The organism is Gracilibacillus lacisalsi DSM 19029, assembly GCF_000377765.1.
GTDB lineage: Bacteria > Bacillota > Bacilli > Bacillales > Amphibacillaceae > Gracilibacillus > Gracilibacillus lacisalsi.
Genome location: NZ_KB898663.1, coordinates 13,571 through 28,212, shown reverse-complemented (window position 1 = coordinate 28,212; position 14,642 = coordinate 13,571). Strand labels below are relative to the sequence as shown.

Here is a 14,642-nt window from a genome sequence, read left to right as displayed (position 1 = left end):
GGGAGGGGTAACGGTGGCAAAACGAACTGTGAAGGAAAAAATTGTCGAGTTATTAAAAAAAGAGCAAGCAATGACCGTACCCCAATTATTAAGCCATTTTTCGATTTCGGATATAGCACTTAGAAGACATCTGAAAACGTTGGAACGACAAGGTACAATTGAAGCAAATACGGTTAAACAAGAAATTGGTCGTCCGTTTTTGCAATATCGTTTAACGAAAAAAGGGCAGCAGGATTTCCCACAACATTATGAACAATTATCAGTAAGTATGTTGGATAAATTGGAAAAACAATTTGGTATAGATTTTGTGGAAGCATTAATCTCTGATTGGACAGAAGATCGTATGAATTCCTATAAACAACAATTGTCACCATACCAAAAACTGTCAGATAAAGTGGAACAACTATTAACCATTCAAAAACAGGAAGGATATATGTCTTCACTAAAACAAATCGATTCTCAACGATTTCAACTGGATCAGTATCATTGTCCGATTTATTCCGTTGCATGTAATTATAAAGCAGCATGTCTAACAGAAGAGGCGGTTTTTCGAGAGTTATTACCAAATGCACAAGTCAAAATGAATAGTTGTATCGCTATGGGAGAGCAGTGTTGTAGTTTTCTAATAGAGGAGAAATAAACCTTTTCTTTTAAACATAGTTGTGATGTTTCTCACAAGGATTTCTGATCGGTTATGTTTAACTTTAGATAGATAATATACTTTAGAAACGGGGCGATTCATCATGCAACAGTCAGTCATAACAGATAAATTTGGTCGAGCACTACAGGATTTGAGGATCTCTGTGACAGATCGTTGCAATTTTCGTTGTCGCTACTGTATGCCTCGAGAGATTTTCGGAAAAGATTTCGCCTTTTTACCAAAAGAACACTTGTTAAGCTTTGAAGAAATCGAGCGGTTAACAAAAGTCTTTTTAAACTTAGGCGTTCGTAAGATTCGCTTAACTGGTGGAGAACCACTATTAAGACGTGATATTACTACGTTAATTGAGCGATTATCTCATTTGAATGGCTTGCAAGATATCGGTCTGACAACGAATGCAGTTTTGCTAGGGAAGATGGCAGAAGACCTTAAAAAAGCCGGGTTAAAACGTGTTAATGTTAGTCTAGATGCAATTGATGATGACACATTTATGCAGATCAATGACAGTAACGTACGTACACAGCCTGTGATCGACAGTATAATGAAGGCCAAAGAAACAGGGTTAGGTGTAAAAGTGAATATGGTAGTAAAAAAAGGAATGAATGATCATCAAGTGATACCGATGGCGAAGTTTTTTAAAGAGCTTGGTGTAACGTTACGGTTTATTGAATTTATGGACGTTGGCCAGTCAAACGGCTGGGATTTCCAGCATGTTGTCACCAAAAAAGAAATGTATGATCGAATTTCAGAGCAGTTTGAATTAGAACCAGTTGATCCTGCTTATTTTGGTGAGGTAGCTAAGCGTTATCGTTATAAAGGAACAAATACAGAAGTAGGATTTATCACATCCGTATCGGAATCATTCTGTTCTTCTTGTACAAGAGCAAGAATTGCAGCAGATGGACTCTTTTTTACATGTTTATTTGCTGGTGAGGGCTTGAACCTGAAAGATATTTTACGAGGTGGAGCAACAGATGAAGAAGTAAGGGATACGATTGTTTCTCGTTGGAAATACCGTGATGATCGTTATTCAGATGAACGTACAGAAGAATCTGCCAGAAACCGTAAGAAAATTGAAATGTCTTATATTGGTGGTTAAAGAGAGGATTGTATGGGATGTCAGATATAAACAGATATCATCGGCAAATGCTTTTTCAAGGAATTGGTCAGGAGGGACAAGCACACTTGCTGTCGAAACATGTTCTCATCGTTGGCTGCGGTGCACTTGGTTCCTCATCAGCGGAGATGCTAACGCGGGCAGGAGTTGGCAACATCACTATCATTGACCGCGATTACGTTGAATGGACCAACCTTCAGCGACAACATTTATTTACCGAAGATGATGTGCATCAACAAACTCCAAAAGCAATCGCTGCAGCTTCAAAATTAAAAAAAATCAATAGTGAGATCGATATTTGTCCTGTTGTGATCGATGCTACGGCGGAGAATCTCGCTTTTTATGTACAAGAGGCAGACATTGTGATCGATGCAACGGATAATTTCGATACACGTTTTTTAATCAATGACCTTGCACATAAATATAGAAAACCATGGGTTTTTGGCGCATGTGTGGGCAGTTCAGGTATGACATTTACGATCATTCCAGGGCAAACACCTTGTCTGGATTGTTTATTAAAAGTCACTCCTATGTTTGGTGCAACCTGTGATGCAGTCGGAGTGATAGGACCAGCAGTACAAATGGTTGTAACACATCAGACAACAGAGGCGCTAAAGCTGTTACTCGAAGCAAAACACAAAATAAATAGTAAATTGATTATTTTTGATTTGTGGAATAATCATTATCAAACGATTGACGTCAGTCGCGCGAAACGCACCAATTGCACCAGTTGTGGTCAGGCACCGACTTATCCTCATCTATCTTATCATAGTAGAACAAAGACCGAGGTTTTATGTGGCAGAGATACGGTGCAAATTCGTGGTAAACAATATCCACTCGAGATGCTCGAGTCAAAGCTCGCCCATTATGGAGAAGTCCAAGCAAACCCCTTTTTAGTTTCTGTTGATATCGATGAAAAAAGGTTAGTATTTTTCCAAGATGGCCGTACCTTTGTCCATGGTACCAATTCGATAGAGGATGCTAAAAAGCTATATTATCAGATTGTAGGTTAGGAGTATGACTTATGTTAAATGAACGTAATCCCATCCCGGTTTCAGAAGCTGTTAAAAGAGTTACGGACTATTATAAAAAAGGTGAAACAGAATATATCCCATTAACAAACGCACATCAACGTATATTAGCGGAAGATTTAAAAGCGGATCATGATGTGCCGCCGTTTGACCGCTCTCCATATGATGGCTATGCACTCCGTTCAGCGGATACAACTGAAGTAACGGAGCATAACCCGAAAATCTTGGAGGTTGTCGGTCATATCGGTGCTGGCAGTGTCCATCTTGAACATGTAGTAAACAATCAAGCTGTTCGAATTATGACAGGTGCACCTATTCCAGACGGAGCGGATGCTGTCATTATGTTAGAAGATACTACAGCCTTTGAAGAAGATGGAAGAGCGTATGTAACGGTTAGGAAATCCCTTCAGCATCAGCAGAACATTTCATTTCAAGGCGAAGATGTTGGAAAAGGATCAGTATTAGTGAACAAAGGCACCGTGATAAATCCTGGAATAGTAGCGTTATTGGCAACTTTTGGTTATGCACAAGTGCCAGTAGCAAAAAATCCGGTAATCGGTGTGATTGCTACTGGAAGTGAGCTATTAGAAGTAGATCAACCGTTAGAACAAGGGAAAATTCGTAATAGTAATGCATATATGATCATGGCACAATTAGAAAGAGCTGGAGCAATACCAAAGTATTATGGTCAATTACCAGATGATTTATCGGAAAGTTTGGAAAAAATTTCAGAAGTGATGAAAGAAGTTGATTTTGTCATTACAACTGGTGGAGTATCTGTAGGTGATTATGATTTACTTCCAGAGATTTATCATCAAATAGGTGCTGAAGTATTATTTAATAAAGTGGCGATGCGACCTGGCAGTGTCACAACCGTTGCTGCTGTCGATGATAGATTATTATATGGATTATCAGGAAATCCTTCAGCATGTTATGTAGGATTTGAACTATTTGTAAGACCAATTATCGATCACTATTTAGCGAAGGAAACAATCGGAATGCAGCAGGAACAAGCTACATTAGCTGTTGATTTCTCAAAAGCTAATCCATTTGATCGATTCGTTAGAGGGCGTTACCAAGTTAAAAATGGGCAGCTAGTAGCAGAACCTGCAGGTAAAGATAAATCCAATATGGTGCACAGCTTGGCAATGGCTAACTGTTTCATCCAATTACCTGGTGGTACAGAAGGATATAAAAAAGGTGATCAAGTAACGATTCATTTGTTAGGAGAATGAGCATGAGAAACAAGATGTTTGAAATTGTAGAAGAACCTATTTCTGTTGAATCACTAATCGAAAAAGTAAAAGATCGTAATGCTGGAGCGATCACTACCTTTATTGGTACAGTTCGTGAAATCACTGGTGAAAAAAAGACAGTATATCTTGAATATCAAGCATATAAACCGATGGCGGAGAAGATGCTTGCTCAGATCGGCAAAGAAATTAACCAAAAATGGTCAGACACAAAAGTGGCAATTACACACCGGATTGGTTCCCTTGATATTTCAGAAATTGCCGTAGTGATTGCTGTTTCTTCCCCTCACCGTAAACCAGCATACCAAGCGAACGAATATGCGATTGAGCGAATTAAACAAATAGTTCCAATTTGGAAGAAGGAACAATGGGAAGATGGCGAAGCATGGATTGGGGACCAACTGGAAAACGTTCGATACCGAGCAGGTAAACCAGATGTAAAGGATGAGGACCATGATTGAAGTATTATTATTTGCTCAGTTACAAGAAGAAGTCGGTAAAGATAAAGTTCTTTTAGATATAAAAGAAATAACCGTCAAGGAAATCAAATATCAATTGCAATCTCAATTCGATTTGAGTCAGATCGAAGCATCGATGGTTGCCGTTAATGAAGCCTATGCATTAGAGGATGACATCATTCGATCTGGTGACACTGTGGCAATTATCCCTCCAGTTAGCGGTGGTTAAGATGTATGTCGTTCAAGTGGTCGGTTATAAAAATAGCGGAAAGACAACCTTTATTTCACAATGGATTGAATATTTGAAGAAAAAAGATTATCATGTCGCTACCATCAAGCATCATGGTCATGGTGGAGAGCCAGAACAAGTACAAGAGACAGACAGTTATCAGCATTTTAACCGTGGTGCCAAGTTGACTACGGTTATCGGAGAGAATCAGCTTTTAATGACTGCTGATAAAAAGAAACTTTCACTCGAAAAACTGCTGCTATTCTATCAAGCGATTGATATCGACGTTGTAATGATCGAAGGATACAAGCATCTACCTTTACCAAAAGTAGTCCTGTTACAGCAAGAAAGGGATCCGATATTAGAAACAGTAGAAAATGTGAAACATGTGTACAAAGAAAATCCGGAGTATATTTTTAATCAGGTAGAAGCTAACTGGCATGATTTTGAATTCGGTAAAATAAAAACCTTCCTTTAAACATAGGAAGGTAAACATTTAGTCTATGTTACAAACTTCGATTGGGCAGTTTTCACAACCAATTTCATCACGTAAAAATTGCAGATCTTTAACGACAATATGGCCGGTTTTTTTCACGTCGACGATATCGAGTTTTCTTAGCTCGCTGAGCATTCGGTTAACACTTTCCCTCGTCGTAGCACAGAAGTTCGCAAGTTGCTGATTGGTTAAGGCCATTTCAATTAGAATGCCTTCACTTGTTTCGATACCATAACTGTTGGTTAAGCGAATTAATGTACTATATAATGCCCCTTTCTTACCGTTAAGGAGCAGGTCACGAATCTTGGATTGAAAAATACGCATATGATTGCTTACCCAACGCATAAATTCAAACGTTAATTTACCATTATCAATGAGGGCTTCTTCTAATTGTTCTCGGTTAATGACTAGTACTTCACCTGGGGAAATCACGCGTGCACTTAATAAATATTTCGCATCATCACTAAATAGTGTTAATTCACCAACCATATCATTCGCTTTACACAGGCGTAATGTTAATTCTTTACCATCTGCAGTTAACTTTTCAACCTGAATTAAGCCTGATTTTAGAATGAAAATTTCATGTGCGTCCATACCCTCTTGAAACAAAAATGTATCTTTTCTCATTTTTTTCGTATGACTGATTGATTCCAATAGTTGACGTAACTCTTGAGAGATTTGATCTTGGTGTTGTCGATGCCTTGTCGTTAATGGTTGTGCAGATTGCATGGTAATACCCTCCAATTTCTAGTCCGGTTTTTAACTATTTATTATTATTGTAGCATGGTTACGGGTAAGTAATTGTAGAAAAGAAAAACATTTTCGTGAAAGATTTTTGACCATTTTGTGAAAAAGTGAACGAGAGGTGTAAAATAAGTGGAAAAAATCATGGGTATCGTGTTAAATGGAGGTAAGTCATCAAGGTTTAAAAAGGACAAAGCATTTGCTTCCTATCAGGGAAATACTTTCTATGAAAATGCCTTAAGCGTGATGTTAGCTTGTGTAGATAACACGTATTTTGTAGTAGGTGATAATCAACCTCTACACCAAGAAACGGAAAACATTCATGTCATCAAAGATTTAGAGTCATTTAAAGGACAAGGGCCGTTAGCTGGGATTTATTCTGCCATGAATAATAATGATGCTAATTGGTATCTCGTTTCACCAGTCGATACACCATTAATAAAACCATTTATTTTAAAGAGGTTAATCAGCTATATAGATGATTGTGCAGATGCTATTGTCCCAAGAATAAATAATAGAATCCAGCCGTTAATTGCCCTATATAAACTGGATACTATTGGTGTGATAGAACAACAATTAATTGCTGGTAAGCGTTCCATGCATCAATTGTTAGGCAGATTAACGGTAACATACGTCGATTTTTCTGCTGATGATGAGATATATTTTATCAATATCAACACACAGGAAGAATATCAACGCCATGTCAGAGATTAAGCTGATTTTGCGAAACTTATCAGAGTGTTAGCGTCTGATATCCCTATAGCAGTTTGATAAATGGGAGTGAGTAAAATGTGGAATTTCAAAAGGACACTATGGATAATAGGGGGGAGTCTCAGTCTTATTATGGGGTTAATAGGTATTATCGTCCCATTACTTCCTACAACGCCATTAGTCCTATTAGCAGGTTTTTGTTATGGTAAATCATCGCCTCGCTTGTACAACTGGCTTATGACAAATCCATATTTCGGTCATTATATAGCAGATTATAAGAGCGGGAAAGGTGTACCGCTTCGAATCAAGGTTTTTGCTGTTACCGTTGTTTGGACAAGTGTATTATTTACGCTTACTATGATACCATTACTTCTCGTAAAGGTCTTTATGGTGGGGATTGCTATCTTTGTAACATTATTTATATTTACTTCTCCTCTTTTAAAAGTGAAACATAAAAGTTCAGAAATAATGGGGTGAAAAACATAAGAAAAACCGGCAACCCCTGCCGGTCCATTATTACTTTGATAGTAATGTTGAAATATTTGAACAACTTGACCACCACTGCGGCTATTTGGATTATTATTCCATAAAAGCGCTAAAATATAGCATTGAAATCTATAAAAAAGTAAAAAGGTATACCTCCTTCGATTAACTATCGAAAAAGAGGTATACCTTCTTATTCGTCATCTATGGATTGTTCATTGGCTGCACTGTGGGCTAATCGGGATGAGGCAGCAGCTGCGATTGCACCCACGATGTCATCTAAAAAGGTGTGACAACCTTGAGATTTATCGTTTAATTTCTCTAGAATTCCAGGTTTTTGTTTGTCGATGTATCCATAATTCGTGAAACCGATCGAACCATAGACATTGACGATCGACAATGCAATCACTTCATCAATACCATACAAACTTTCATCTGTTTCCAATATTTCCTGAAGAGGAGACTCTAATTTATTTTCTTCTGCTAAAACATCAAGTTGAATACCGGTTATGATGGCATTTTGCACTTCACGTTTCATTAATACCTTGTCTACATTTTCGTAACAATGCTCTAACGTTAATTCATCCTGATATTTATTCTGTAAAAAATAAACTAATTCTGCAATATCCTCTAAGGTGACACCTCGATCTTTTAACCATTGCCTTGCTTTTTGTTCTAATTCTGTCTGTTTTCGTACATTTGCCATACTTGATCACATCCTATATTCATCATTTTCATTTCATGGTATACATATAGTTTATTATATAGACATTAAAGGGGGAAATACAGTGCATCCTATATTCTTACACTACCCAATTCAGGTGCCTACTAAACAAGTCTCAGACAAACCGTATTTAACTTTTGCAGATCAGTCGTACTATTATTTTATTATACCTACATCGATAACAGAACGATTTGCTCTGGAGTTATATACGATTGCAACGCATTATCATCAACAAGGCTGGACAAATGTTACTTGTCCGATTCCAAATGTACACAATCAATTTCTTACGTCGATTGGTAAGGAGAAGTATTTGCTATGTTATGCGATATATAACGATGATCAACGGGAAGAAGCCACTAAACTATCTGGTTTTCATCAAACTGGGTTTGGCTATCCATATCAGCCAAGTACGATGAACAGCTATGGAAGATGGAAACAGTTATGGATTACCAAGATAGATCAATATGAGGCACTTTATAAACAATTATATCAACAACGACCAGCATCTCCCTTTATCCGCGGATTTGTCAACATGTTTCCCTATATCGTTGGCCTGGCAGAAAATGCAATTCAATATATGCATATTGTCGAACAAGAATCACAATTTAATGAAAGTGATCAGCCTTCGATTACTTTCGGACGTTATCAAAGTGATATGAGTGAAGTATTTATTTGGAGTAATCGCTTTGTTTATGATCATCCTGTTCGTGACATGGCGGAGAAGTTAAGGAAGTACATGCTAACGCCGAATGGACTATCTTCTCAGGAATGTCAGCAATTCTTGCAACGATACGTATCTAACATACCAATATCAGCATTCGGATGGAAACTATTATATGCTCGATTGATTTTTCCTATTCATTTATTGGATTCAATGGATCAAATCCGCCAAACTGCTAATCATCATTTGGATATTGAAGAATTGGTCGAAAATCAATCTGTTTATGAAGAAAATTTGCGGACATTTTTTTATCAAATCGGAATTGATCAAAGAGAAATAAATAGTATACAATTAGATTGGTTGTTAGATGTGTAGAAGATAGTTATCAATGCATCTCCATTGGCAAAGATGGAGGTGTATATTTTTTTAAATTTTTAGACGATTGTGCCTTGATAAAGATCGGATTCACATGTATAATGTCCACTATATATAAACAGATGTACACGTAACGTAAACAAAGGGAGGACGTCTAGATGGATCAAGTTAATGTTGGTTTATGTGGGCTTGGGACAGTCGGAACAGGGGTTGTTAAGCTGTTACAAAGCCATGCTGATGAAATAAAATATAAAGTTGGTAGTGAAATTCAAATAAAAAAAATTCTGGTTAATGATACGAAAAAGAAACGAGATGTTATCATCCAACCAGAATGGTTAACCGATAATCCAGAGGAATTAGTTAACAACCCGGAGCTCGATATTATAATAGAAGTGATGGGTGGAATTGAAGATACTAACCTTTTGTTAGAAAAAGCAATCCGTAATAAAAAACATATCGTCACAGCTAACAAAGATTTAATGGCGGTTCATGGTCAGAAATTATTACGATTAGCCAAAGAAAATGATTGTGATATTTTATATGACGCTAGTGTTGCTGGTGGTATCCCGATTATTCGCTCATTAACGGAAGGACTTGCATCTGATCGTATTCAAAAAATTATGGGAATTGTTAATGGGACGACTAACTATATTCTTACCAAAATGACAGACGATGAATTAGCATTTGAACCCGTTTTAAAAGAGGCACAAGCGCTTGGTTTTGCTGAAGCTGATCCTACATCAGATGTGGACGGATTAGATGCAGCGCGAAAAATGACACTACTTGCGAACCTAGCATTTAAAATGGAAATTGGACTAGACGATGTAGAAGTATCCGGAATTCGAACAATTTCGCAAGAAGATATTACTTTTGCGACAAGTTTAGGGTATACTATTAAATTAATAGGGATTGCATCGATCCATAATGGAAAAGTAGAAGTAAGTGTTGAGCCAACACTCTTACCGAAAGATCATCCGTTAGCATTAGTAAAAAATGAATTTAATGCCGTATATGTCTATGGTGAAGCAGTAGGGGAGACGATGTTCTACGGACCAGGGGCAGGAAGCATGCCAACTGCAACAGCGGTAGTTTCCGATTTAATGGATGTAGTGAAAAATATCCGCCTTGGTATTACCGGAAATGAGTATGTCATTCCTCAATATGAAAAACAATTAAAAGAAAATGCTGAAAAGTATATGCAATATTTCATTCGGATGGAAGTAGATGATGAAGCTGGTACTTTCCAAAACATAACAAACGTGTTTACCAATGAAAAAGTAAGTTTCCAAAAGATCTTGCAATTGCCTTCTGACAAAGAAAAAATGGCGGAAATTGTGATGGTTACGCACAAAATCAGTAAACAGCAATTATTAAATAGTAGAGAAAATCTAAAAGGATTAGACGTTGTTAATGAAATAATCAGTTGTTATCGCGTCGATGGGGAGGATTAATGACTATGGCATGGCAAGGACTGTTGAAAGAGTATCAAGAATTATTACCAATTACTGAAAAAACTCCAATGTTAACTTTATATGAAGGGAATACACCTTTATACAAATTAGAAACATTATCTGAAAAATATGGGATAAATGCATATGCAAAATTCGACGGCTTAAACCCAACAGGTTCATTCAAAGACCGTGGTATGGTGATGGCTATGGCAAAAGCTGTAGAAGAGGGGGCAAAAGCAGTTATCTGTGCTTCTACCGGTAATACATCAGCATCTGCTGCTGCCTTTGCTGCCAGAGCTGGTTTAAAATGTATCGTAGTTATTCCAGATGGAAAAATAGCACAAGGTAAACTAGCACAAGCAGTTATGTATGGCGCTGAAATTTATGCTATTGATGGTAATTTTGACGATGCATTGCGCTATGTACGTAAATTAGCAGAATCAGGTGAAGTGGCTTTAGTGAACTCTGTTAATCCTTACCGTATCGAAGGCCAAAAAACCGCAGCATTTGAAGTTTGTGATGAACTAGGTAAAGCACCTGAGTACTTATTCATTCCTGTAGGTAATGCCGGAAACATCACGGCATATTGGAAAGGATTTAAAGAATATAATGACAAGAAACAAACAGGTTTACCGAAAATGATGGGGTTTGAAGCAAGTGGTGCGGCAGCGATTGTACATAATCGCGTATTCGAAAACCCTGAAACAGTAGGTACAGCTATTCGCATCGGTAATCCTGCAAGCTGGCAAGGTGCGGTAAACGCTCGTGATGAATCTAATGGTCAGATCGATGAAATTACTGATGAAGAAATGATTGAAGCATACCAATGGATTGCCCAACATGAAGGAGTATTTGCTGAACCTGCATCTTGCGCATCTGTGGCAGGTTTACTGAAGAAGTTAAAAGAAGGTAAAGTAGAAAAAGGATCAACAGTTGTTACAGTTTTAACTGGTAATGGCTTAAAAGACCCAGACACAGCAATCAATTATAGTGAAGTAAAACCTACTGTATTGCCTAATGAGGAAGAAGTAATCATCAATGAAATTTTAGGTAGTGTCAAGGCATGAGTTGGTCGATAAAAGTACCATCGAGTACATCTAACTTAGGAGCGGGTTTTGATTCGATTGGTTTGGCATTGAACTTATATTTAGAATTACATGTAACAGAAGCAGATCAATGGGAATTTATAGCTAGTTCTGCCTGTTTGGAAGGAATTCCAACAGGTAAAGACAATTTAGTCTACGAGATTGCTGAACAAGTAGCGACCCAATTCGGGCGACCTGATCAAATGCCTGCCTGCCGTGTTGAGATGAAAAGTGAGATTCCCCTTGCAAGAGGGTTAGGAAGCAGTGCAACAGCTATAATTGCCGGAATAGAATTAGCCAATATTTTATTGGATTTACAATTAACTGATGATGATAAACTTCAAATTGCGACAGATATTGAAGGGCATCCGGACAATGTAGCACCATCTCTTTTAGGAGGCTGTGTGGTTGGGCATTACGACGGTAAAGTGTCCTACACTCAAATTCCAGTAAAAGGTGTTACTTTTGTAGCGGTGATTCCAAGTTTTGAATTAAAAACAAAGGATGCTCGTGCTGTATTACCAGATCAATTTACATTTAAAGAAAGTGTGCAAGCCAGCAGTGTAGCGAATGTAAGTGTAGCGGCTATTTGCCAAGGCGATTGGGAAACATTAGGTGAGATGATGGAAAAAGACCCTTTTCATCAGCCATATCGAAAAGCATTAATTGCTCACTATGATGAGCTTTATAGCTATTTAAATGAAGGTGCTTATGGTGTTTTTCTAAGTGGGGCTGGTCCGACGATGATTGCAGTGGTGGATGATAAAAAAGTATTTTCTCTCGTCAAAAAGTGGAAAGCAGAGTACCCAGAATATCAATGGCTCCCGCTACAAGTAGAAAACACCGGATCGTTCGTTGAACAAATTCGTGAAGAAATTAAAAAATAACAATAGAGATTACTTATTGATAAGAGATAAACTTTCTTAAAACAGGTTTATCTCTCTTTTTTAATGGAATATGCTCATGGACCAAACTTATTTGGAAGGACAAGGATTCATTAAAATGGAAATAAAAAAATGGAAACGACTCTCACGTAAGACCCGTTTCCATTTTTATAATGTACAATTAAAATACTTGTTCAATTTCAGTTACTCCAGGTACTTCTGCCATTAGTGCGCGTTCAATACCTGCTTTCAAAGTAATGGTGGAGCTTGGGCAGTTACCACATGCGCCCATCAAACGTAAACGAACGATACCATCTTCCACATCGACTAATTCGACATCGCCACCATCACGTAATAAAAATGGACGTAATTTATTTAATACTTCCTGTACTTGAGCTGATTGTTCTTCCATGAATGGAAACTCTCCTTTCCTTACTACTACTCTATTATAAAGGTTGTTTGTTTATAAAGCTATGGTATATGTCACATGAATGATAAACATTTTCAATATCATTTTATCTTTTATTCATTTATTTGTAAATAAAAGTGTGTTAAAAATATATTAGGCAGATGAACCTTAAGATATACTGAAGGTGTGATATAATGATGATAAGAATCAGAGTTGGATTTTGTGTAAAAAACCTTGCCAAAGGTACTGAGCAAGTCCGACAACAATTATTAAAAGATCCTGATATAGATGTAGCAGAATATGGTTGTACAAGTTATTGTGGTATTTGTCGCCTATACCATAAAGCAATTGTGAATGGAAAACCAATCACTGCGGATACTCCGGAGGAATTATTAGATAATATTAACGATTATATCGATAATGAACTAATGGATCAGTTATAAAAGAGGAGATAAAGAAATGAATATACCTTTTACCAAAATGCATGGACTGGGAAACAGTTACATTTTTATCAATGTATTTGACTTTCCGCTAGAAGAAAATATTCTGGCCGATTTGGCGAAGGCTGTTGCAGATAAAGATACAGGAATTGGATCTGATGGTTTAATATTAATTCATCCTACTGATAAAGCCGATGTTGGTATGCGCATTTTTAACAAAGATGGTTCAGAAGGAAAAAACTGTGGCAACGGTTTGCGTTGTGTAGCAAAGTATGCTTATGAACATCAATTAGTAGACGCAAAACAATTTACAATCGAAACAAAAGCAGGAAATGTTAGTGCAGAAGTACACGGAGACCGATCACAAGTAAAGGAAGTAACCGTTGATATGGGTGTGCCGATATTAAAACGATCGGAAATTCCTATGTTAGGTGCGGACCAGGACCAGGTTGTAGCTGAGCCATTTGAAGTTCAAGACGAAAAACTGGAAGTTACCACAGTTTCGATGGGGAATCCGCATGCTGTTTTTTTCGTGGATGATATAAATGAAGCACATTTAACAACTTTGGGACCAATTATTGAAAAAGATCAACGATTTCCTGAAAGTGTCAATGTTGAGTTTATTGAGCAAGTGAATGACAAGGAAATTCATTTTCGAGTATGGGAACGCGGATCAGGTGTGACACAGGCATGTGGTACTGGAGCTTGTGCTTCGGTCGTAGCATCGATTTTAAATGGTAAATTAGAAAAAGGAAAAGAGATAACCGTTCATTTAGCTGGAGGGGATTTATATATTACTTGGGCAGCAGATGACCATGTCTGGATGCGCGGCAAAGCAGAAACAACGATTGAAGGAACATTTTTCATGGAGTAAATCCAAAACAAAAATATTGAATTACAATGCTTGAGTTTGTATACTTGATCATACAATAAGTATTACAAGTACTTACTTAGAAAAAGGAGTTTTTTCTATGGTTATTAATATTACGGATAACGCAAGACATCAAATAGAAGAAATGATGAAAGAAGAAGATTCTGAAACAGTACGTTTACGTTTTGGTGTCAAAGGTGGCGGATGTAGTGGTCTTTCTTATTCACTAGGATTTGATTATGATGTGAATGAAGAATTAGATCATACGGAGGAATCAAATGGTATCCCATTAACAATCAAGAAGTTTGATATTGATGTGATTGAAGGAACAACCATCGATTTTAAACAGAACATGATGGGTGGCGGATTCACGATCGATAATCCGAATGCCATTGTTTCTTGTGGTTGTGGGTCATCGTTTAAAGCGAAGGAACGAGCAGGTACGCCAGAAAATTGTTAATCAAGTATTAGCTGATCGTTCATACTACTTTGTGAATTGAGAAAAACATAGAGAAACCCTCGACAACTTTTTGGTGTCGGGGGTTTAATTTTGGGGTTA

The 14,642-nt window shown here is 37.4% G+C and carries 19 protein-coding genes; 16 read left to right on the top strand and 3 right to left on the bottom strand.

From position 1 onward, the window contains the following. The first annotated feature begins 13 nt into the window (after window positions 1–13). From D569_RS0102580 to mobB, 7 genes are all read left to right on the top strand, one after another. The gene (locus D569_RS0102580; protein WP_018930836.1) at window positions 14–640 is read left to right on the top strand and encodes a helix-turn-helix transcriptional regulator; all 627 of its coding nucleotides are present in this window, start codon (window positions 14–16) and stop codon (window positions 638–640) included. Between the two features lie 100 nt (window positions 641–740). Beyond that, complete coding sequence (moaA, locus tag D569_RS0102575; protein ID WP_425401982.1) at window positions 741–1,760, top strand: GTP 3',8-cyclase MoaA; 1,020 nt, start codon at window positions 741–743, stop codon at window positions 1,758–1,760. Between the two features lie 17 nt (window positions 1,761–1,777). Further along, window positions 1,778–2,791 (top strand): ThiF family adenylyltransferase, encoded by a 1,014-nt coding sequence (locus tag D569_RS0102570; protein ID WP_018930834.1) that lies wholly within the window; start codon window positions 1,778–1,780, stop codon window positions 2,789–2,791. Between the two features lie 11 nt (window positions 2,792–2,802). Beyond that, on the top strand, window positions 2,803–4,044 hold the full coding sequence (locus D569_RS0102565) for a molybdopterin molybdotransferase MoeA (RefSeq protein WP_018930833.1): 1,242 nt from the start codon (window positions 2,803–2,805) through the stop codon (window positions 4,042–4,044). 2 nt (window positions 4,045–4,046) lie between these two features. After that, window positions 4,047–4,523, top strand: a complete 477-nt coding sequence (locus tag D569_RS0102560; RefSeq protein WP_018930832.1) for a molybdenum cofactor biosynthesis protein MoaE — start codon at window positions 4,047–4,049, stop codon at window positions 4,521–4,523. Continuing rightward, window positions 4,516–4,749: a molybdopterin converting factor subunit 1 gene (gene moaD, locus D569_RS0102555; protein ID WP_018930831.1), complete on the top strand. Its 234-nt coding sequence runs from the start codon at window positions 4,516–4,518 to the stop codon at window positions 4,747–4,749. The genes D569_RS0102560 and moaD overlap by 8 nt, the downstream gene beginning before the upstream one ends. Before the next feature lies 1 nt (window position 4,750). Continuing rightward, the gene (mobB, locus tag D569_RS22380) at window positions 4,751–5,227 is read left to right on the top strand and encodes a molybdopterin-guanine dinucleotide biosynthesis protein B (RefSeq protein ID WP_018930830.1); all 477 of its coding nucleotides are present in this window, start codon (window positions 4,751–4,753) and stop codon (window positions 5,225–5,227) included. 18 nt (window positions 5,228–5,245) lie between these two features. Here mobB and D569_RS0102545 read toward each other — a convergent pair whose 3' ends face one another. Continuing rightward, window positions 5,246–5,974 carry a Crp/Fnr family transcriptional regulator gene (locus D569_RS0102545; RefSeq protein WP_018930829.1) on the bottom strand — a complete coding sequence of 243 codons (729 nt, stop codon included), beginning with the start codon at window positions 5,972–5,974 and terminating at the stop codon, window positions 5,246–5,248. A gap of 147 nt (window positions 5,975–6,121) precedes the next feature. On the opposite strand from D569_RS0102545, the gene mobA reads away from it, so the two are divergent. Further along, window positions 6,122–6,703, top strand: coding sequence for a molybdenum cofactor guanylyltransferase (mobA, locus tag D569_RS0102540; RefSeq protein WP_018930828.1), 582 nt, complete (start codon window positions 6,122–6,124; stop codon window positions 6,701–6,703). 75 nt (window positions 6,704–6,778) lie between these two features. Next, on the top strand, window positions 6,779–7,177 hold the full coding sequence (locus tag D569_RS0102535; protein ID WP_018930827.1) for a YbaN family protein: 399 nt from the start codon (window positions 6,779–6,781) through the stop codon (window positions 7,175–7,177). A 199-nt stretch (window positions 7,178–7,376) separates the two neighbouring features. On the opposite strand, the gene D569_RS0102530 is transcribed toward D569_RS0102535, so the two are convergent. Then, window positions 7,377–7,889: a phosphatidylglycerophosphatase A family protein gene (locus tag D569_RS0102530; protein ID WP_018930826.1), complete on the bottom strand. Its 513-nt coding sequence runs from the start codon at window positions 7,887–7,889 to the stop codon at window positions 7,377–7,379. An 82-nt stretch (window positions 7,890–7,971) separates the two neighbouring features. On the opposite strand from D569_RS0102530, the gene D569_RS0102525 reads away from it, so the two are divergent. The 4 genes from D569_RS0102525 to thrB all read left to right on the top strand — a co-directional run bounded on the left by D569_RS0102525 (window position 7,972) and on the right by thrB (window position 12,366). Then, on the top strand, window positions 7,972–8,943 hold the full coding sequence (locus D569_RS0102525; RefSeq protein ID WP_018930825.1) for a protein kinase family protein: 972 nt from the start codon (window positions 7,972–7,974) through the stop codon (window positions 8,941–8,943). A gap of 158 nt (window positions 8,944–9,101) precedes the next feature. Next, on the top strand, window positions 9,102–10,394 hold the full coding sequence (locus tag D569_RS0102520; protein ID WP_018930824.1) for a homoserine dehydrogenase: 1,293 nt from the start codon (window positions 9,102–9,104) through the stop codon (window positions 10,392–10,394). 5 nt (window positions 10,395–10,399) lie between these two features. Beyond that, complete coding sequence (gene thrC, locus D569_RS0102515) at window positions 10,400–11,461, top strand: threonine synthase (protein WP_026287195.1); 1,062 nt, start codon at window positions 10,400–10,402, stop codon at window positions 11,459–11,461. Further along, window positions 11,458–12,366, top strand: coding sequence for a homoserine kinase (gene thrB / locus D569_RS0102510; RefSeq protein WP_018930822.1), 909 nt, complete (start codon window positions 11,458–11,460; stop codon window positions 12,364–12,366). The genes thrC and thrB overlap by 4 nt, the downstream gene beginning before the upstream one ends. Before the next feature lie 178 nt (window positions 12,367–12,544). On the opposite strand, the gene D569_RS0102505 is transcribed toward thrB, so the two are convergent. After that, window positions 12,545–12,775 carry a NifU family protein gene (locus D569_RS0102505; protein WP_018930821.1) on the bottom strand — a complete coding sequence of 77 codons (231 nt, stop codon included), beginning with the start codon at window positions 12,773–12,775 and terminating at the stop codon, window positions 12,545–12,547. A 191-nt stretch (window positions 12,776–12,966) separates the two neighbouring features. Between D569_RS0102505 and D569_RS0102500 the strand changes: the two genes are divergently transcribed. The 3 genes from D569_RS0102500 (at window position 12,967) to D569_RS0102490 (ending at window position 14,543) form a co-directional block, all read left to right on the top strand. Further along, window positions 12,967–13,215 (top strand): DUF1450 domain-containing protein, encoded by a 249-nt coding sequence (locus tag D569_RS0102500; protein WP_018930820.1) that lies wholly within the window; start codon window positions 12,967–12,969, stop codon window positions 13,213–13,215. A 16-nt stretch (window positions 13,216–13,231) separates the two neighbouring features. Next, window positions 13,232–14,086: a diaminopimelate epimerase gene (gene dapF / locus D569_RS0102495; protein ID WP_018930819.1), complete on the top strand. Its 855-nt coding sequence runs from the start codon at window positions 13,232–13,234 to the stop codon at window positions 14,084–14,086. Window positions 14,087–14,183: 97 nt separating this feature from the next. Continuing rightward, window positions 14,184–14,543: a HesB/IscA family protein gene (locus D569_RS0102490; protein WP_018930818.1), complete on the top strand. Its 360-nt coding sequence runs from the start codon at window positions 14,184–14,186 to the stop codon at window positions 14,541–14,543. Window positions 14,544–14,642: the final 99 nt, after the last annotated feature.